The 19,976-nt window shown below is 57.9% G+C and carries 16 protein-coding genes; 15 read left to right on the top strand and 1 reads right to left on the bottom strand.

The features are described 5' to 3' along the window. The first annotated feature begins 85 nt into the window (after positions 1-85). The 12 genes from VI215_10900 to VI215_10955 all read left to right on the top strand — a co-directional run bounded on the left by VI215_10900 (position 86) and on the right by VI215_10955 (position 15,759). Entirely contained in the window at positions 86-1,255 is a 1,170-nt protein-coding gene (locus tag VI215_10900; protein ID HEY6192817.1) for a glycosyltransferase family 2 protein, read from the top strand. 96 nt (positions 1,256-1,351) lie between these two features. After that, positions 1,352-2,455: a glycosyltransferase family 9 protein gene (locus VI215_10905; protein HEY6192818.1), complete on the top strand. Its 1,104-nt coding sequence runs from the start codon at positions 1,352-1,354 to the stop codon at positions 2,453-2,455. Next, positions 2,456-4,750 carry a YfhO family protein gene (locus VI215_10910; GenBank protein ID HEY6192819.1) on the top strand — a complete coding sequence of 765 codons (2,295 nt, stop codon included), beginning with the start codon at positions 2,456-2,458 and terminating at the stop codon, positions 4,748-4,750. After that, positions 4,734-5,180 (top strand): hypothetical protein, encoded by a 447-nt coding sequence (locus VI215_10915; GenBank protein ID HEY6192820.1) that lies wholly within the window; start codon positions 4,734-4,736, stop codon positions 5,178-5,180. Before VI215_10910 ends, VI215_10915 begins: the two co-directional genes overlap by 17 nt. Next, a complete protein-coding gene (locus VI215_10920) occupies positions 5,177-7,147 on the top strand; it encodes a tetratricopeptide repeat protein (protein ID HEY6192821.1) in 1,971 nt (656 codons plus the stop codon). Before VI215_10915 ends, VI215_10920 begins: the two co-directional genes overlap by 4 nt. Before the next feature lie 12 nt (positions 7,148-7,159). Then, the gene (locus VI215_10925; protein HEY6192822.1) at positions 7,160-8,290 is read left to right on the top strand and encodes a glycosyltransferase; all 1,131 of its coding nucleotides are present in this window, start codon (positions 7,160-7,162) and stop codon (positions 8,288-8,290) included. Next, positions 8,291-9,397 carry a UDP-N-acetylglucosamine 2-epimerase (non-hydrolyzing) gene (gene wecB, locus VI215_10930; GenBank protein ID HEY6192823.1) on the top strand — a complete coding sequence of 369 codons (1,107 nt, stop codon included), beginning with the start codon at positions 8,291-8,293 and terminating at the stop codon, positions 9,395-9,397. A 6-nt stretch (positions 9,398-9,403) separates the two neighbouring features. After that, positions 9,404-10,321 (top strand): glycosyltransferase family 2 protein, encoded by a 918-nt coding sequence (locus VI215_10935; GenBank protein HEY6192824.1) that lies wholly within the window; start codon positions 9,404-9,406, stop codon positions 10,319-10,321. 187 nt (positions 10,322-10,508) lie between these two features. Then, positions 10,509-11,075, top strand: coding sequence for a dTDP-4-dehydrorhamnose 3,5-epimerase (rfbC, locus tag VI215_10940; protein HEY6192825.1), 567 nt, complete (start codon positions 10,509-10,511; stop codon positions 11,073-11,075). Positions 11,076-11,322: 247 nt separating this feature from the next. Next, positions 11,323-13,521 carry a T9SS type A sorting domain-containing protein gene (locus VI215_10945; protein ID HEY6192826.1) on the top strand — a complete coding sequence of 733 codons (2,199 nt, stop codon included), beginning with the start codon at positions 11,323-11,325 and terminating at the stop codon, positions 13,519-13,521. A gap of 225 nt (positions 13,522-13,746) precedes the next feature. Beyond that, positions 13,747-14,187, top strand: coding sequence for a hypothetical protein (locus VI215_10950; protein HEY6192827.1), 441 nt, complete (start codon positions 13,747-13,749; stop codon positions 14,185-14,187). Between the two features lie 6 nt (positions 14,188-14,193). Beyond that, on the top strand, positions 14,194-15,759 hold the full coding sequence (locus VI215_10955; GenBank protein ID HEY6192828.1) for an oligosaccharide flippase family protein: 1,566 nt from the start codon (positions 14,194-14,196) through the stop codon (positions 15,757-15,759). On the opposite strand, the gene VI215_10960 is transcribed toward VI215_10955, so the two are convergent. Further along, on the bottom strand, positions 15,751-16,746 hold the full coding sequence (locus VI215_10960; GenBank protein HEY6192829.1) for a glycosyltransferase family 2 protein: 996 nt from the start codon (positions 16,744-16,746) through the stop codon (positions 15,751-15,753). The genes VI215_10955 and VI215_10960 overlap by 9 nt on opposite strands. Positions 16,747-16,846: 100 nt before the next feature. Here VI215_10960 and VI215_10965 point away from each other — a divergent pair, with 100 nt between their 5' ends. From VI215_10965 to rfbG, 3 genes are read left to right on the top strand one after another with little or no spacing between them, the layout of a single operon-like run. Next, positions 16,847-18,064, top strand: coding sequence for a DegT/DnrJ/EryC1/StrS family aminotransferase (locus VI215_10965; GenBank protein ID HEY6192830.1), 1,218 nt, complete (start codon positions 16,847-16,849; stop codon positions 18,062-18,064). Next, positions 18,061-18,834 (top strand): glucose-1-phosphate cytidylyltransferase, encoded by a 774-nt coding sequence (gene rfbF, locus VI215_10970; protein ID HEY6192831.1) that lies wholly within the window; start codon positions 18,061-18,063, stop codon positions 18,832-18,834. Before VI215_10965 ends, rfbF begins: the two co-directional genes overlap by 4 nt. Then, positions 18,825-19,931 carry a CDP-glucose 4,6-dehydratase gene (rfbG, locus tag VI215_10975; protein HEY6192832.1) on the top strand — a complete coding sequence of 369 codons (1,107 nt, stop codon included), beginning with the start codon at positions 18,825-18,827 and terminating at the stop codon, positions 19,929-19,931. The genes rfbF and rfbG overlap by 10 nt, the downstream gene beginning before the upstream one ends. Positions 19,932-19,976 lie beyond the last annotated feature (45 nt).

A 19,976-nucleotide genomic window follows, 5' to 3' on the forward strand; every position in this document is an offset into this window, starting at 1 on the left:
AGGATGACATTCGGGACAACCCGGAACCTTTGATTCTGAGCGAAAATTATCGTATCATGTTTTTTAAAACTATCACGAGCAAGGAATGCCAGAACAAGACGAACTGCAGCAAAACCAGCAGCCAGAACGACCATCCCAACCCCCAGCACCACCGCCACAGCCTTCAACTCCCCCGAACGATAAACCGCCTGTTCCGACCCCGGTGCAAGAGGGGCGGGATCGCCGGAATCAACAACAGCAGCATCAGCGCCAGCGGCAGCGGCATCAGGGCGGGCGCCGGGAAGGACAGCAGCAGCAGCAACATCAGCAGCAGCGGGGCGGGGGCGGAATGGACCTCTCGATCGTCATCCCGGTCTATAATGAGGAGGCGTCGCTCAGAGAGTTGTGCGATTCGATCCGCAGCGCGGCGGGACGGCTGGGCAGGTTTGAAATTCTCTTTATCGACGACGGCAGCACCGACGGCACCAACCGGGTTCTCCAGGACCTGAGGCAAAGAGACCGGAGAATAAAGATCATCCGGTTCCGGAGGAACTACGGGAAGTCTGCCGCCCTCTCGGTCGGTTTCTCCCATGCGGAGGGAAACATTATCATCACGATGGACGGCGATCTCCAGGACGATCCGGATGAGATCCCCGGCCTGGTGAGCGAGATCAAAAAGGGGTTCGACATGGTTTCCGGATGGAAGAAGAAACGCCATGACCCCCTTTCCAAGACCATCCCGTCGAGGTTTTTTAATTTCGTCACGAGGATTATCACCGGCATCCGGATCCATGATTTCAATTGCGGCCTGAAGGCATACCGGAAGGACGTCGCGAAGGAAGTCAAAGTCTACGGGGAGCTCCATCGCTACATCCCCGTGCTTGCCCACTGGCTGGGATACAAGATCGGCGAAATTCCGGTCCAGCATCGATCGCGGAAGTACGGGAAAACGAAGTTCGGCACCGGGCGGTTCTGGAAAGGCTTTCTGGACCTTCTGACCGTCATCTTCACCACCCGCTATCTGCAGCGCCCGCTTCACCTCTTCGGTTTCTGGGGGATGTTTTTTGTCCTGGTTGGCTTTGCCGTCGACGGCTATCTTGTCTTTCTGAAGTTTACGCAGGGGATGGCCCTGAGTAACCGGCCGCTCTTCACCGGAGGCATCCTCATGATTATCGTCGGCGTCCAGTTCGTCTCCGTGGGCCTCCTCGGGGAATTGATTTCGCGAACGCGCCCGAGCTCCGAGACGGAATATTCGATCCGGGAAATCTGGAAGTAACGGTCACACGATGACCTTTGTTCCTTCTGCGTCCCTCCGGGGGATCTCTGCGATCGCCCGGAGGTTTGCCCGATCCTTCGACCCATGAAACCCTCCATGAAAGACCTCAAGTTCGATTGCCGCCACTTCCGCGGTGACGTTCCGTGCAAACCGCATAAGGAGCACGGCGTTCACTGCATCGACGAGGCGGGTGACGATTGCCGCTACTACGACCGGACCGGAAGAAAAGTTCTCATCATCAAGCTCGGGGCGATCGGCGATGTCATCCGGACGACGCCGCTGCTGAAGAAACTGAAGGAAGTCGAGCCCGCCGCAGAAATCTGGTGGCTGACACACACTCCCGAAATCCTTCCTTCGGGCATCGATCGCATCCTCACATTCACCCCGCAGAATCTCGAAGTGCTCCACAACGTCCGCTTCGATGTGATCTACTGTCTCGACAAGGACCGCGAAGCGGGGGCACTCTGCGCGGGCCTCTCCGCGAACCGGAAAAAGGGGTTCACGCTCGCGAACGGCGTCTGCAAGCCGATCGACGAGGCGGCGGAGCCCAAATACCTCACAGGGGTGTTCGACGATTGGAGCAAACTGAACCGGAAGAGCTACCAGGAGGAAACGTTCGAGATCTGCGGATTTCAGTTTTCCGGCGAGGAATATATCATGCCCCCTCTCGAGGAGCACAAGTGGAAACTCCCGGCGAAGAAGCGCATCGTCGGCCTGAACACCGGTTGCGGGGGGAGGTGGACTTCAAGGCTCTGGCCCGACGCATCGTGGGTCAAGCTCGCCCGCAAGCTCAAGAAAGCCGGGTACCTCCCGCTTCTTCTCGGGGGGGAACAGGAGCATGCGAAGAACCTGCGTCTCGCAAAGCAGAGCGGTGCCCTCTATCTCGGCCATTTTCCGTTGCGCCAGTTCATGAGCGAGATGGACCGTTGCGAGCTGATCGTGACGGCCGTGACGATGGCGATGCACCTGGCGATCGGTCTGAAGAAGAAAATGGTGCTCTTCAATAATATTTTCAATAAGTACGAGTTCGAGCTCTATGGCCGGGGAGAAATTCTCGAACCCGACTTCGAGTGCAACTGCTACTACTCGCCCGTCTGCCCGAACAACTGCATGCAGTACCTTTCGGTCGACACGGTCTTCGAATCGTGCATAAGGCTCCTGGGTCGCCCGCCGGCCGCCGCCAGGGTGCCAAGAGTGTAAATGGGTAGTTCCAAACCTGTCAAACCGCAGCCACGGCCGAACCTTCCGGTCAAAGACTGGCACGCGGTCCTCACGATCGCCCTCCTCGTAGCGTTCTTCTTCCGCGACATCCTCCTTCAGAAAGCGTTCTTCTGGGAGGATTTCATCTATCAGTACTACCCGTTTCGTAATTTTGCGGCGGTCTCGATGAACAACGGTCAGCTGCCGCTCTGGAACCCGTTCACCTTCAACGGGATGCCGTTCCAGGCGGACATCCAGACGGCCGTGTTTTATCTTCCGAATCTGCTGCTCACGTTGTTCGTCAGCTCCGGCCGTCTCCCGTTCTACTGGCTCGAGGTGGTGATCGTCCTCCACTACGTGATCGCCGGCGTCTGCATGTATTATCTGTCGAAGGACCTCGGGGTGCAGAGGGTCTTCGCCCTCTTCGGGGGGGTCGTCTATGCGCTGAGCGGTTTCATGATCATGCAGGTCATTCACGAAACGTTCGTCTGCCAGGTGGCATGGCTTCCCCTTGTCGTCCTGCTCTTTCGCCGTTCGCTCCTTCGGTTGTCCGCCGGCTACATGATCGGCGCGGCACTCGTTCTCGGGCATGCCGTCCTGGCGGGATCTCCCCAGTTTACGCTCTATGTGTTCATGCTTCTCTTCCTCTACTTCTGCTTCGAGTTTCTGGGAGCCATGAAAAGCGCGGGCGCGAAGAGCGCTCTCCGGATGATTCCGCTCGGGGCGGGCATGATCGTCCTCTCGCTTGCGCTCACGGCGGTGCAATTGCTCCCCACAAGGGAACTCGCGTCGTTGTCCGCGCGCGCGGAGATTTCGTTTGCGCAGTCCGCCGAAGGCTCGCTCTCATGGGCGCAGCTCCTGACGTTTCTTGCTCCGAAGTTCTTCGGTACGAGCGGCGCGACGGGTTCCACCTTCTGGCTTTCGGGGCTCTACTGGCAGTACTGGGAGACCGCCATGTACATCGGTGCGGCGGGCCTGATGGCGGTGTGCGCGGCGATGGCGCTCTTCAGGAAGGAACGGTATGTGCGGTTTCTGACCGGGATCGCCCTTTTCGGGCTTCTCTACGCGCTCGGAGATAATTTTTTCCTCCATTCGTTTTTTTTCAACCTTGTCCCCGGATTTGACAAGTTCCGCGTTCCGGGCCGGATGGTCTTTTACTTCACCTTTGCCGCCGGCGTCTTGAGCGCCTTCGGATTGCAGCACCTCTTCGAGCTGGAGCTGTCGCAGCCCGCCCGTCTGCAGAAGAAGATCCTGTGGATAGGGGCGGCGGCCATTATCCTCTGGCTGATCGGCGTGTCGGGGACGTTCGAGCGCGGCCGCAACGCGCAGGAGCTGGCCCAGGTCCACAGCGTCGCGATGTCCGGTGTGACGTCCGCGGTGGTCATACTCGTGATCCTCACCGGAATCATGTTGCTTGCCTGCCGGCGCGCGATCTCCTGGCTGGCGGCTCTCGGCGCGTTGTTCGCACTCCAGTGCGTCGATATTAACATTTTTGCCTTCGATCAGAACAACGGCGAAACGAATCCCGACGAGTATTATTCCCGCTCTTCCAACATCATCGACCTGCTGAAGGAGGAGGGGAAGCAGGAGTACTTCCGGATCAATTCCCGTCTCGGCCAGGCGATGCTGCTCGACCGCAATCTCGGGATGGTCGACAGGGTGTTTATGATGGAGGGGTACACACCGCTAGCGCTGCAGCGGATTTTTCCCGCCGCGCGCGACTGGGATCAGACGTGCGATTTGCTCAACGCAAAATACCGGATTAAACTGAACGAGCAGGACAAGACGGCGGGAATGATCCGATCGACGACGTATCTTCCCCGCGCGTACATGGTCTACAGGGCGAAAGTCCTCCCGGCGGAAAGCGACGTGAAGTCCTTCATGACCGGCCCGGAGTTCGACCCGTCCCGCATCGTCGTCCTCGAAGAGGAGCCGGCTGGATTGCCTGCCGATACGGCCTACGGCGCGGGATGGAGTGCCGCGATCACGTCATATGGTCTCGACGAGATCATCCTGAGCGTGAACTCACCGAAGGACGGTTTGCTGGTACTCAGCGAGATCTTCTATCCGGGCTGGCAGGCGACGATCGACGGCGGGAAGGCGCCGATCTACCGCGCCGACTGGAATCTCCGGGCGATCCCGGTGAAGAGCGGGGCCCACCGGGTGGAGGTCCGGTTTGAGCCCCGGAGTTATCACGACGGTCTCCTGGTAACATCGTCGGCGCTCTGCTTGTCCGCCGGCGGGCTGGCTCTCTCATTCATTGCACAGAGGAGAAAGCGTGCCCGCAGCGAATGAGCATGGAGGCGAATGTCATCCCGAGGGAGCTTCAACTTGTCATCCTGAGGGAGCGAAGCGACCGAAGGATCTCCCCGCCGGAGTCCCCCGATTCCTGCCCCTTGTATTCCTTCTGATCGTTCCGTCCCTGGCCTTCGCGCAGAACTGGTCCGAACCGATCCGGCCTGCCAATCTTCCCGCCATACAGGTTCAATGGCGCGTGTGGGGGATCGACAGAAAGTCAAGGCAGAACATCTTCGAGTGGGTTTTCTCGAACACCTCGGATAGTTCGGTCGCGTTCAACTACAGAGTCGAAACCGAGCGGGGTGAGAGACGGACAGGACGGATTTCGTTCAAGCCCCGAAAAAAACAGATGTCCGGCTGGCTCTTTTCCGGAGACAGCCTGACGCGCATCGAAGTCGACCGGAGGCCCTTCGGGGTGCGAGATTGAGTCCCGGCGCGCAGGCAAAACCCGGGCAGCCCGGCGGCACACAGCGCCAGCCCGACGATCGGCGGATGGCCGCGTCATTGACTCGCGTCTCCTTCGTCCTGTTTGCGCTCTTTCTGCTGCTCTACGCGGTCGCTTCGCTCTATCCCGATTCGTTTCTCTGGGGCGTTCATCAGCTGGCGTTCATCGAGGCCGGGGTAAGGCTGGCCCTCCTGCTGATCGCTGTGGCGCTGGCTCTCCCGTGGATCAGTTCTCTCTATGTTCCCAGGCTCGAATCTCTGCTCAGGCCGGACACGGTCCGGACGGTCGTGTTGGTACCGGTCCTGCTGGCGGCGGGTGCGGCCGCAGCGCTTGCATGTTTTCAGTTCAGGATCTCCACCGACATGTACGGAGATTCGCGCACGCTTCTGACCCTTCTTGCCAACCGGCAATTCACACCGGCCGATCTCTTCAAACTCGACCTGACATCGAACGAGCTCCAGGAACCCCTCACCCGGCTGATCCATCAGTCGATCGCGCAGATCTTCGGTCTCGATCAACGGTTTGTGTTCCAGATCGTCAGTTCCGTGGCCGGAGGTCTGTTCCTCATTCTTGTCTCCTATACGGCGCTGACCGCCAAAGGGCCGTCGAACTGGAAGCTGCTCTTCCTTGTGGCATTCCTGACCTGCGGGGCGAACCAATTGTTCTTCGGGCACGTCGAAGACTACACGCTTGTCTACCTCGGCATCGTATTGTTTCTGATCCTTGCCTGGAAGTTTTTCGACGGCCGGAAGTCTCTGCCCCTCTGTGTGATCGTCTTCCTGATCGGGACCCGCCTCCATACGGGCATGGTGCTCCTTCTCCCCGCGCTTCTCTATCTCGTTTTCTATTCGAAATCGCAGAAGGACCCCCGGTTCAGGAAATGGATCCAGCCCCGGACGGTTCTCGCCGCGGTCGGCCTCACGCTGGTCGCGGGGACGCTCGCCTACTTTTTCTGGTTCAAGGCAAACCGGATGATCGTCGGCGACCGCGTGGAACGGGGGGAGAAGATCTTCCTGCCCATGAGCAACGTCTACCTGCCGCCGCACAATTACACCCTGCTCACACCGAGCCATTTTTCGGATATCGTTCAGGAGTTCCTCCTCACGGTTTCACCGGGAGCAGTCGTGGTCCTTCTGCTCGGGATCGTTTTCTTTCGTCAGATCAAGTGGAACACCCCGCGGATGATCTTTTTCGGACTGGCGGCGTTCTATTTCATGCTGTTCAATTCGACGGTCAACCCTCTCCTGACGCCGGAGCGCGACTGGGACCTCCTTTCCCTGGCCGCGGCCCCCGTCTGCTTCTTTGCGATCGCCCTCACGAAGGACTTGTTCGACCGTTTGAAGGATTCTTCGTTTTCAAGGAGCGTCGTGGGAATCTCTCTGGCGCTCGGGTTGCTCTCCTGCAGCATGTTTTACGTCAACTCCGATCCGATGAAGGCCGGAGAGCGTTTGCGGAGCCTGGGGGTGTGGGCGTTCGGGAGCTACTACCTCGGATCGGCGTATCTGCTCAACGTCGGCGCCAAATACGAGCCGGACCGCGCTTCCGAAATCCGCGATCGCATGGATGTCCTGAAGAAACTTGAGCCGCTGAAATCGACCCCCGACATGGAATTGGGGTTTCTCTCCCATAAGCTGGCCGACGTGCTCTATCTCGACGGCCGTTTTACGGAGGCGGCGGAGTACTATACGAAATCTTTGGGTGAGGACCCGTACAACGCCTCCGCAATCAAAGCGCTGGCAGGAGTCTCCCTGCACACCGGCAACCTCGACGGAGCCGTCGATTTTATGACGTACTACAATGAGAACATCAACCCGGGAAAGGTGATCGATCTGGACGGCCTCATGATCGCCGAGAAAATCAACTACCTGAGATACCTTCTCTACACCCGGGCAGACTCGGCCCTGATTGTCGGGACACTGGAGGAAATCAATCTGGGGCCCCGTGAGTGAGAGGATGAACGGATGAAGATCGTCATTGTCGGCACCGCCTATCCCCTCCGGGGGGGCATCGCGCATTTCAACGCACTGCTTGCCCGTGAACTCGGCGGCCGCCACGAAGTACGAACGATCACGTTCAAGCGCCAATATCCGAAGATCTTCTTCCCCGGGACGACGCAGGATGAACCCGCAGGGCCATCGGACACGCCCCCCTCGCCGCGCCTCGTCGATTCGATCAACCCCTTGAATTGGATCCGGGTCGGGAGGATGATTCGCAGGGAACAGCCCGACTTGCTTATTTTCAAATACTGGCTTCCTTTTTTCGGGCCCTGTTTCGGAACGATCGCGCGGTGTTCGAAGCGAAATTCGCGGACGAAGGTGCTTTTTATCTGCGACAACATCATCCCGCATGAGCGCCGCCCCGGCGATATTCTCTTCACGCGGTACGCCTTTCGCCAGGCGGATTATTTCATCGTTCAATCCGATACGGTCGAGCGTGAATTGACGGAGCTCTTCCCGGGTTCGAAGTATCGCAAGGTCCCGCATCCCGTCTATGAGAATTTCGGGACTCCCCGGTCGAAGGAAGAGGCGAGGAGTTCGTTGGGAATTACCGCGAAAAAAGTCATATTGTATTTCGGTTATGTCCGGCGGTACAAAGGGCTGATGGTGTTGATCGAAGCGATGGCGCGGTTAAGAGAATCCGGAGGAGGCGAGATCCTCCTCCTCATCGTCGGGGAATTCTACGACCCGGAGCCTCAGTACCGCGACCGGGTTCGGGATCTGAAGCTCGAGTCGTCCGTCCGGTTCGTCACCGGCTACCTCCCGAATGAGGACGTCGCAGTTTATTTCAGCGCCGCCGACGCCGTCGTGTTGCCGTACCTTTCCGCGACCCAGAGCGGCATCGCCCAGATCGCGTACAATTTCGACAAGCCGGTGATCGCCACGAGCGTCGGAGGCCTGGCGGAGGTCGTCGTCGACGGGACGACGGGGTCTCTCGTCCCGCCCAACGACCCGGCCGCGCTCGCCGCCGCAATCGGGAAGTTTTACACGGAGAACCAGGAAGAACGAATGGCCGGGAACGTCAGGAATGAGAAAAAGAAATACTCCTGGAAGCATTTTACGGAGAAGATTGAAGAACTTGTATCCGGGAAATAAGTGAGGCCGGCCGTCGTCTTTGGAACGCGCCCCGAAGCCGTCAAGATGGCCCCCGTGGTCAAGGAGCTCGAACGGAGGGGGATCGATCACGTCGTGATCGTGACGGCCCAGCACCGGGGGATGCTCGACCAGATCCTCGATGTCTTTGACATCCATCCGCACCATGATCTCGATATCATGCAGCACGACCAGGATCTCTTCTATGTGACCTCCGCCGTGCTGAACGGGATCAAGCCGGTGCTTCTCAAGGAAAAACCGGACGTCCTGCTCGTCCAGGGGGATACGACCACCACGTTCGCCGTGAGTCTCGCCGCCTACTATCTGAAAATACCGGTGGGCCACGTGGAGGCGGGGCTCCGCACGTGGGATAAGATGAACCCCTACCCCGAAGAACTCAACAGGCAGTTGACGACGCGTTTGACCGAGTACCATTTCGCACCCACCGAATGGGCGAAACGCAACCTTGCCGCCGAAGGGATCAAGCCGGAACACATTTTCGTCACGGGCAATACGGTGATCGACGCGCTGCTCATGACGGTCGATCAAGACTACCGGTTCGATGACGCGATGCTGGGTTCCATCGACTTCAAGAACCGGCGGGTGATTCTCCTGACGTCGCATCGCCGGGAAAATTTCGGGGAGCCGATGAAGGAGATTTTTTCCGCCTGCAAGGAGCTGGTCGAGAAAAACCCCCACGTCGAGCTGATTTACCCCGTCCATCCGAATCCGAATGTCCGGAAGGCCGTGCAGGAAATCCTGTCGAACGTTCCGCGCGTCCACCTGATCGAACCGATGGAGTACCGGCCGTTCGTCCAGCTTATGAACAAGTCGTATCTCATCCTTACCGACTCCGGCGGGGTCCAGGAAGAGGCTCCGAGCCTCGGCAAACCGGTCCTCGTGCTCCGCAAGACGACCGAGCGTCCCGAGGCGATCGACGCCGGGACGGCAAAGCTCGTCGGGACGGACCGGATGCAGATCGTCCGGACGGCCCAGAAGCTCCTCTCCGATCCGTCCGAATACCGCCAGATGTCGATGCGGTCGAATCCCTATGGCGACGGGAAGGCCGCACAGCGGATCGTCGATATCCTCCAGGGCAGCGCCGGGTAACATCCAGTGGCGGCCCGCAATCCCACCGTTTTTTGCATCGTGCTGAACGTGAACGGGCGCGAGCTCGTGCGCGAAGCTCTCGACTCACTCGGGCGGATGACCTACCCGGCGTTCAAGCTTATCGTCGTCGATAACGGATCGACGGATGGAAGCCAGGCGGCCGTGCGGGAAGGATACCCGGATGTCATGCTGATCGAGAACGGCGCGAATCTCGGTTTCGGCGAAGGGAACAACGTCGGGATGAAATACGCGCTCGACGCAGGGGCGGAATGGATACTTCTTCTCAACAACGATATCGTGGTCCACCCGGACATGCTCTCCGAGATGATGAAGGTTGCCGAGTCGGATCCCGCGATCGGCATGCTCGCGCCGAAGATCTACTACCACTCGCGCCCGGAGATCTTCTGGTACGCCGGGGGGGAGGTCAACTTTTGGACCGGCATCGTGTCGCACCGCGGGGTGGGGCGGCGGGATTCGGGCCAGTACGACCGTGTCGAGGATACAGGATACATCACCGGGTGCGCGATGCTGATCCGGCGGGAGGTGTTGGAGCGCGTGGGTCTGTTCGATCCGGTGTATTCTCCCGGATATTCGGAAGACGCCGACCTTTCCCAACGCGCGCGCCGCGCGGGGTTCCGGCTCGTCTATGTCCCGCAGGCGAAACTCTGGCATAAGGTTTCCGCCTTCAGCGGCGGCGGGATGTCGGCGATGAAGACCCGTCTCAAAGTCGAGCACAACATGATCTTCATGAAGCGGTACGCCAGGTGGTACCACTGGCTGACGATCCCCTGGTGCGTGGGCGGACTCGCGATCCTCTTCGTGATCGGACAACTGCTGAAAGGAAATTTTGCGACGGTCGGCGCGCTGGCAAAAGGTTTCCTCAAAGCCCTCGGCCGGCTTCCGGTATCTTCGAGGCATCGGTAGCCGCAGCCTTCAGGCTGCGGTCTTTTCTTCTCGTTCCCACGCTCTGCGTGGGAACGCATATTTCGGCCGCTCTGCGGCCGCTTTCCGTTGCATTCTAATAATTTGTACTTCTTTCCGATTTTGGCTATTTTCCCTCGCGCGTGCACGATATGTGCCGTGCAACCGAAATTATCTCTTCAGGATATCCATGCAAGTCAAAGTTGAATCCCGGCAGTTTCGCGACCTCGTCGTGCTCGCGCATGAGTTCTTCCAGGACGACCGCGGTTTCTTCTTGGAGTCTTACAGAGAAGACGTGTTCCGCGAGCTGGGACTCCCCACTACTTTTCCCCAGGACAATCATTCCCGCTCCGCCAAGAATGTGATACGCGGGCTCCATTTTCAGTGGGATCCTCCGATCGGAAAGCTCATGCGCGTCACGTTCGGCAGGGCGTTTGTCGTGGCGGTCGATATCCGGAAGGGCTCTCCGACATTGGGGCAGTGGACCGGTATGGAACTCTCCGCCCAGGACAAGAAGCAGGTCTGGGCGCCGGCAGGATTCGCCCGGGGATTCTGCGCGCTCTCGGATTTCGCCGAGGTGCAGTATAAGTGTACGGGCATCTACAATAATAAGACCGAGGGGGGACTCGTGTGGAACGACCCCTCAATCGGCATCAAGTGGCCGGTTACGAATCCCATTCTTTCCGCAAAAGACGCCGCCGCTCAGACTCTTGATCAATGGCTCAATTCCCCCAATTCCGCGCATTTCAAGTACTGAGAGGGCCGGTTCGACCCCGATCGAACAGTATTTGACATTGACGTTCGCCTTCCGTAGCTTCCAGCAGTTGAGTATTTCCGGGAGTGGAAAGTGAAGTTCCCCCATCATCTGATCCGTTCTATTCTTAACCCTGTTATGTAGAGGCTCGAAGATCTTTGTCGCATTGAGCGATAAAGGATCGGTGAAGCAGACCTGGAGCACTATTTTCATTTGTCCGAATTTTTTTCGCCCAAGAAAGGATGTTCCCATGATCCACCGCATTTGTATCCCAATTGCGCTTCTCATCTGTGTGGCAACTCAGTCTACGCAGGCTCAATATTTCCAGCAAGGACCTAAGCTCGTCGGTACCGGCTCGATCGGAACGTCCTACCAGGGGCATCATGTCTCGATTTCCGGGGACGGCAATGTCGCGCTCGTGGGGGGCTACGCCGACAATGGCGCGAGCGGGGCGACCTGGGCATACGAAAGGGTAGGCGGGGTATGGAGCCAAATCGGAAGCAAGCTTCTGGCGACGGACGCAGTGTACCCTTCACGGCAGGGGGTTTCTGTTTCTCTGGCCACGGACGGAAGTACTGCAATCATCGGCGGGTACGTGGATAACGGGGGAGTGGGAGCTTCCTGGATCTATAAGCGTATCGGCGGCGTCTGGGTGCAACAGGGGAACAAGCTCATCGGGACGGGCGCGGCCGGTAATGCCTGGCAGGGCGTTTCCGTGGCAATCTCAGGCGACGGAAACACAGTCATCACGGGCGGGTACAACGACTCGAATTATCGGGGGGCGGCCTGGGTTTACACACAAAGCGGCGGAGTCTGGACGCAGCAGGGATCGAAGCTTGTCGGAGCCGACGATGCCGGATCAGCCTTTCAAGGGGAGAGCGTCTCACTTTCTGATGACGGAAATACGGCGATCGTTTCCGGGAGTCACGACAGCAGCTTCACGGGCGCGACATGGGCATACATCCGGGTCGACGGGGTGTGGCATCAACAAGGGGGAAAGCTGGTCGGGAGCGGCGGAGTCGGAGGCGGTCAACAGGGTGTTAATATCGCACTCTCCGCCGACGGCAACACCGCAATCGTCGGCGGTTATCTTGACGACGGCGGCAAGGGGGCCGCGTGGGTGTTCACCCGCACAGCCGGCGTCTGGAGCCAGCAGAGAAACAAACTCGTGGGTTCGGGCGCGATCGGACTGGCACAGCTGGGCCGTTCGGTCTCGATCTCGGCGGACGGGAATACCGCCGTCGCCGGGGCTCCCCTTGATAATGGGGGAATCGGAGCAGCGTTCGTCTTCAAGCGCTCCGCGGGTGTGTGGAGTCAGTATGGAAACAAGCTGATCGGAGTTGGCGGAAATTCCAATTCAAATATTGGAAACACAGTCGATATCTCTGCGGATGCAAGCACGATCATCGTCGGCGGAGAGTACGATAATAATCAAGTCGGGGCCGCGTGGGTTTTCAGCACGGCGCAGACGTCATTTGACATCGTTTCCGTTTCGGATATTCCGTCCGATCAGGGTAAACAGGTGCGCATCAAGTGGCAAAAATCTCCCTTCGATGCTTCCGGTGCAATCCCCCAAATTCTCTCATACAGCATATGGAGACAATCTTCATCGGGCTCGAATCGGACCGCGAAGAAAAGGGATCTGCCTGAAGGCCTGCTCTCGGATAGCACGTTGCTGAACTATGATTACGTCACAAGCGTTCCGGCGATCCAGCTGCGACAGTATCAAACGGTTGTTCCCACACTCGAAGATTCGACGGCGAGCGGGATTCACAGGTTCATCTTCCGTGTAGCCGCCCATACATCGGATCCGAACGTTTACTTCGTTTCCCTACCGGACAGCGGATACTCGGTCGATAATCTTGCGCCTGCGAACCCGTCGGGGCTCTCCGCCACTCAGATCGTGGCAGAAGGCGGCGGCGAGGTCGTTCTCTCCTGGGCGCCGAATCTCGATCCCGATTTCGATCACTTTGACGTGTACCGCAGCACGACGCCGAACTTTGACCCGAAAGCGGGTCAGCCGATCGCGACAGTAACAAATGACCAGTATTTTGACCCCGATGTCAGTAAGGGTGCCGAATACTACTACAAGGTGTCAGCCAGCGATCATGCCGGCAACGAGAGCGGTTACTCGAATGAGGTCAACATTATCGTCGCGGGGGTGAATGACCAGAATGGTATCCCCGATCGCTATTCACTCGGACAGAACTATCCGAACCCGTTCAACCCTTCGTCGATCATCGAATATGCGCTTCCGGGAAGGGGATTCGTTTCACTGAAGGTCTTCAACATGCTCGGTGTTGAGGTCGCGACGCTTGTCCAGGAAGAAGAGTCACCCGGGTATAAATCAATCAGGTTCGACGCCTCGGGATTGCCGGGCGGAGTCTATCTTTACAGGCTGACCGCGGGGAATTTCACCGAGTCAAAGAAGATGGTTCTGATAAAGTAAGGGCGGGGCATGCCTCGCCCGCACCGTCTTTCAGGTGGTGTCTCAATTTGGCCGAAGGTCTCTCCACCTCGTCATGCTGACATGCTCCTGGTCAGCATCTTTCAACTCTTTTATAAAGATCCCGACCTAAAACATGTCGGGATGACGAGAGAAGGTGAAACTGCGGCACTACGGTCTTTCGGGGTTTGGCATTTCTTTTCAATTTTCTTACCTTGATGCCAGATTATGCCCGAAACACTCGGATCCCTCTGCGATAAACTCACCATTGTCAAGCTGAAACAATGGCATGCCGAAGAGGAACATAAACAAAAAAGTCTCACCGCCCAGGAGAAGCAGCTTCTTGAGGAGATCGACGAGTTTGTGGCCGCCGCCCTGGCAGGCCGGATTCCTCCGGAGCGCCTGACATTCGCCTCCAATAAGGTTTACAGGAAAGAGGGAAACGATTTCGATGAAGTGAAGGGAGGAGTCGCCGAGGTATTCGGGCGGCTTGCCGACGTCAACTGCCGGTTGTGGCACGTACAGGAACGCGTCTACGATTTCGAGGATGTCCCCGCCGATCAGAAAGACGCAGTCGTCAAGCAGCTCGCCCTGCTGAACCTTGAGAGGACTCAATGCATCGACCAGCTCGATAGCACCTTTCGGAGTCTCCTCGACGGCAGGTCCTGACGCTCGATGTCGCCCCCGATCCGCAACACCATCATCCGGAATACTCTCTATTCCATCCTGGGGCGTACCTGGACGATAGCGGTAAATATCGTCCTCGTCCCGTACATCATCTCCAAGATCGGTATCGATCGTTTCGGAATCTGGGCGCTCCTCTCGATCCTTGTGGGATATTTTGCCCTTCTTGATTTTGGAATCGGTGTTTCGTTCACCCGGTTCATCACCGAGGCGTTTACGAAGGGGGACGGCGACGAAATTAACCGCATCGTAAACTCCGGGTTCGTATTTTATCTCCTGCTGGCCCTTCCGGTCTCCCTCATCGCATTCTTTGCCCGCGGTCCGATCTTCTCGCTCCTCAACATCGACCCGATTGCATATCCGGATGCGGTCACGGCCTATTACGGGACCCTTGTGATCTTCCTCCTTTCGACGGCCCTCAGCGGATTTAGCTCGGTCCTGCTCGGGCTTCAGAGGATCGCGCTCGTCAACAAGATCGCGATCGTGGTCACGATACCGAACGTGGTTGGAACCGTTGTGCTGCTGCGGTCCGGCCTGAAGCTGGACGGACTCATGTGGACGAGCCTGATTTCATCCGTGAGCGGTCTTCTCATCACGTTCCTCTATGCAAAGAGAAATCTCGCATCGCTGCGATTCAATCCTTTCCTGTTTTCAAGCAAGACCGTCAAACGCCTCCTGGGTTTCGGTCTGAAGATTCAATTTGCGAAGTTTTCCGACCTGATCACCTTCCAGGCGGACAAGACGATCGTCTCCTACTTCTCGGGTATCACGGTGGTCGGATTCTATCAGATCGGATCCCAGATCGTCTGGCGCATCAGGGACCTTCCCCTTCTTCTTCTCTCCTCGCTGCTTCCCGCCGCCTCGGAATTGCATACGCTGAACGACCGTAAGAAGCTTCTCGAGATGTACGCGCGGGGGACGAAGTATCTTGCGGTGGTAAGCATCCCCCTGATGTTTTTTCTCGCCGCAACCGCCCACATGATTATGAGAGCCTGGGTGGGGCCGGGCTACGACATGTCCGCCAACATCTCACAGATTCTGATCGCGGGCTACCTCTGCAACGTCCTGGTGGGTGTGGGGGCCGCCGCCGCGGCGGGGATGAACCAGCCGGACTTTCAATGGCATTCCGCGATCGTGACAACGGTCGCAAACCTTGTGCTCGTGGTGATTCTGGGATATTTCTTCGGCATCTATGGGATCGCCGTGGCAAGCACGCTCTCGCTCATCGTGGGGCCGGCCTACTTCCTGGTGAAGTTTCACGGGCACATCCAGGTGCCTCTTCGTGCGTTCGCCTCGTCCATCATGATTTCACCCTTCCTTATTTCGCTTGCGGGCTGTTCGGTGCTCTGGGTCGCGAATACGCTCTTCTTCGGTTCGGCGAACTACGGGGGGAGGCTGCCCTACCTGATCATTCTGTCGGTGGAAGCGGTGATCTTTGCGGGGACCTACGGGTGGGGTATCCTGCGGAACCGCTACTTCGATGAGGTCGATAGGGAACTCTTCGTCAACAACTATCTGCTGACGAAGGTCCAAAAACTCGTACGCTTCTCATCGTGAGGGGACAAACCAGCCAGCGAGGTCTCGATCTGAAATCACCCGTTTTGACCTGATCCGCCCCCTCTTCCTGAACATCGCCGGCAACTTTGCGATCGCGTGGAGGTGGGGCCTGATGCGTGAAGCCTGCAACCCCATTCCCTTTCTGTCGAAGAGCGCCGCCCGGATCGCGAGCCTGAAGATCAATCCGGCAAGGTCTCTGGCTCTCCTCATCAGGAAGATCGAGACCATCGCGGGGGGCAAATCCTTGACGACATAGAAATAACGGTTCCTGTTCAACAGGTATTCCTTGAACGGCGAGGTGTTGCCGTAGGCGTGGGAGTGCTTGTGATAGACGATCGCCTTCGGGGCGAAGAAACATTTCCAACCGGCGAGCCGCGCCCGCAGGACCAGGTCGACATCCTCATAATACATGAAGAAATCTTCGTCGAACAATTCAATCTCCCTGAGCATCGAGGCACGGTAGAGCGTCGCACCGGCATTTGCCCCGAATACTTCCATCTTCCGGTCGTAGGCCCCGTTATCCGGTTCCTGCCAGCCGAGCTGGATTGGATCCCCGTTCTTATCGAAGGTAATCCCGACGGCGTCAATGATCGTTGGGGTATCCATGAGGAGAGTCTTCGCCTGGCACGAACCGATCCGTTCATCGGACCCGGCGGCGTCCACCAGTTCCGCAATGAAATGTGCGTCAACGCGCGTGTCGATACTGAGCAGGAGGACATACTGCACCGACGGGTCCTTCAGGACTTCGGCGATCCCGAGATTGCTCCCCCTCGCAAACCCGCAGTTGGGAGTGAGCGCGAGCACCTCAACTCCGGGAAACGTCGATCTCACAAAATCCGCCGATCCGTCCGTCGAACCGTTATCGACGAAGAGCACCCGGTAGTTGCGGTAGGTTTGTTCCAGGAGAGAACTGAGGCAGGGAGCGATGAGTCCGATCCCGTTCCAGCTGAGGAGTACGACTGCAACGCCCGGGGCTTGCGGATCCATCGGCCTGCGAAAGTGAATGTGAGAACGCTTGAGCGGAAGTATAGTTGCAAGTATAATCATAATTCTTTACGTTATCAATATTCTCACATGAATTAGGCAGATGAGTAAAGAAGATTTCCTTTACGTCCCATACGGCCAGACAGTCCACGGGGAGGAAGAAATCGCGGCCGTCGTGCGCGTGCTTCGTTCGTCCACACAAATGGGGCCGAATGTGAGGGAGTTCGAGAAGCGGATCGCCGCCCTGTTTGAAAAAAAATACGGGCTGATGGTGAACTCGGGATCGTCCGCAAACTACCTTGCCCTCGAAGTGCTCGGATTGCCCCCCGGGGCGGAGGTGATAACGCCCGCGCTGACATTCTCCACAACGGTCGCGCCCCAGGTGAAGAACGGGCTCGTTCCGAGCTTTGTCGACGTGGGGGAGGGAACCTACAATATCGACTCAGCCCTGATCGAGGAAATGGTCACGCCCACAACCCGGGCGGTGATGATCCCCTCGCTGATCGGAAACATGCCGGATTGGGACGCGATCCGCGGCATAGCGGACAAACATTCGCTTCTTGTGATCGAAGATTCCGCGGACACGCTCGGAGGCACGCTTCGAGCCAGGAGCACCGGTTGCCGGAGCGACGCAAGCACCACAAGTTTTTACGGATCGCACGTCATCAACTGCGCGGGGAACGGCGGGATGCTTTGCCTCAACAACGACGAATTTGCCACGCGGGCGAAACTCCTCCGGAGCTGGGGCCGGAGCTCGTCCCTCTTTGTCGAGTCGGAGAAGATCGAAAACCGGTTCAATGTGAACCTGGAGGGAATCCCGTACGACGCCAAGTTCGTCTTCTCGGCGATCGGATATAATTTCGAGCCCTCGGAAATCGGCGCCGCGTTTGGTCTGGTGCAGCTCGACCACCTCGAGCAGAATATCGACATCCGGAACAGGAATTTTGCAGCCCATCTGAAATTCTTCGGGAAGTATGAAGAATACCTGATTCTTCCGAAGCAGCAACCGGAATCCCGGACCGGATGGCTCGCGTTCCCGCTCACGATCCGGAACGGAGCCCCGTTTACGCGCCGCGAATTTCAGATCTTCTTCGAGGAGCGGAATATCCAGACGCGAACCGTCTTCACGGGCAACATCCTCCGGCAACCCGGATTCGCGGGAATCAATTGCCGGAAGAACAAGGCCGGGTATCCCAACGCCGACCAGGTCATGCGGGGGGGTGTCTTGCTCGGGTGTCACCACGGACTCAAACAGAACCAACTCGATCATATCCATGAGACCTTCCGCCAGTTTCTTCAGACAAGAGGCCTGAGCGTATGAAAGTGGTCATCCTTGCGGGCGGGTACGGGAATCGTTTGAGCGAAGAGACGCAGACAAAACCGAAACCGATGGTCGAGATCGGCGGGAAGCCGATCCTCTGGCATATCATGAAGATCTACTCCCATTTCGGTTACAACGAATTCATCATCTGTCTCGGGTACAAGGGATTCATGATCAAGGAATATTTTTCCAATTATTTCCTGCACCAGTCCGACGTGACGATCGATCTTGCGAAGAACGACGTAAAGATTCACAGCAGTGTCTCCGAGCCGTGGAAAGTCACGCTGGTCGATACCGGCGAGGCGACGATGACGGGCGGGCGCATTCTCCGCATCAAGCCGTTTGTGGGCTGCGAGCGGTTCATGATGACTTATGGCGACGGGGTGGCGGACATCGACATCCGCGCCCTGGCGGAGCTTCATGCGAAAAAGAAGACGCTCGCAACGATCACCGCCGCGCAACCGGGCGGCCGCTTCGGCGTGCTGACGATCGATTCCTCCCAGCGCGTGACGCATTTTCACGAAAAACCGGCCGGAGACGGCTCGTGGGTGAATGCCGGGTTTTTTGTGCTCGAGCCGGCGATCTTCGACTATCTTCACGACGATGCGACGATCTTCGAGAGGACCCCCCTCGAGCAGGTCGCAAAGGATCACCAACTCGGGGCCTACCGCCATGACGGATTTTGGATGCCCATGGACAAATTGAGCGACAAGATTCATCTCGAAAGTCTTTGGAATACCCATAGCGCCCCCTGGAAGGTGTGGGCCTGACCGGCGTGAGTCCCTTCGGAGGCGTATTTGCCGGCAAGAAAGTTCTTGTCACGGGAGACACGGGTTTTAAGGGATCCTGGCTCGCCCTCTGGTTAAACGAATTGGGCGCCGAGGTCTACGGTTTTTCCCTTCCCCCCAGGTCGGCTTCCGATAACTATGTCACTTCCGCTCTCGACAAGAAGGTGCGCCACACCGACGGCGACATACGAAACCGCGAGGCGCTTACGCGATCCATCCACAAGATTCAGCCGGATGTCATCTTCCATCTCGCCGCCCAGTCTCTCGTGCTGGATTCCTACCGGGAGCCGCAGGGGACGTTCGAAACCAATGTGATGGGCACGGTAAATCTTTTCGAAGCGGCGAGGACCGCGGGGAGCGTGCGGGCACTTGTGAACGTGACCAGCGACAAGTGTTACCAGAACAACAACTGGATCTGGGGTTACAGGGAAAACGATCCGATGGGCGGGAGCGACCCGTATAGCGCGTCGAAGGGTTGCGCGGAGCTGGTCGCCAACGCGTATCAGAAGTCTTTTTTCGAACAACATCCGTGCAATCTCGCATCGGCTCGCGCAGGGAACGTGATCGGCGGGGGTGATTGGGCGCCCAACCGGATCGTTGCCGACTTTTTCAGGGCCGTCAAGGAACAGAAAGCACTCCGGTTGCGAAATCCGGACTCCGTGCGCCCCTGGCAATTCGTGCTCGAACCGTTGAGCGGCTACCTGATGCTCTGCTCGAAATTGTTGACCGGGGGAAAGAAGTTCTGCGGCGGCTGGAATTTCGGACCGGCCGAGGTGTCCCAGCATACCGTGCTGGAACTGGTGGAAGAGATGATCAGGCTCTCCGGGAAGGGGTCGTACTCCATTGAACGGGAGGGTAAGGAGGCCCCCGAAGCCCATTTATTGAATCTGGACGTATCGAAGGCGGTAAATTTTCTCCGATGGTCTCCCGTGCTCAGCTTTTCCGAAGCCGTGGAGCGTACAGTGGAGGGATATCAGGCCGGGTTCAAGACAGCAAGCACCTATGACTCTCGTGTCGCCCAGATCAATGACTACGTGAGGAAGGCGGCGGGAAGCAAGGTAGAATGGGCAGGAACTTGAATACCGGCTTGAGCTGAAATGGAAGTATCACCCCTCCCCCCGGCC

This window comes from Bacteroidota bacterium, from assembly GCA_036522515.1.
Classification (GTDB): domain Bacteria; phylum Bacteroidota; class Ignavibacteria; order UBA10030; family SZUA-254; genus VBOC01.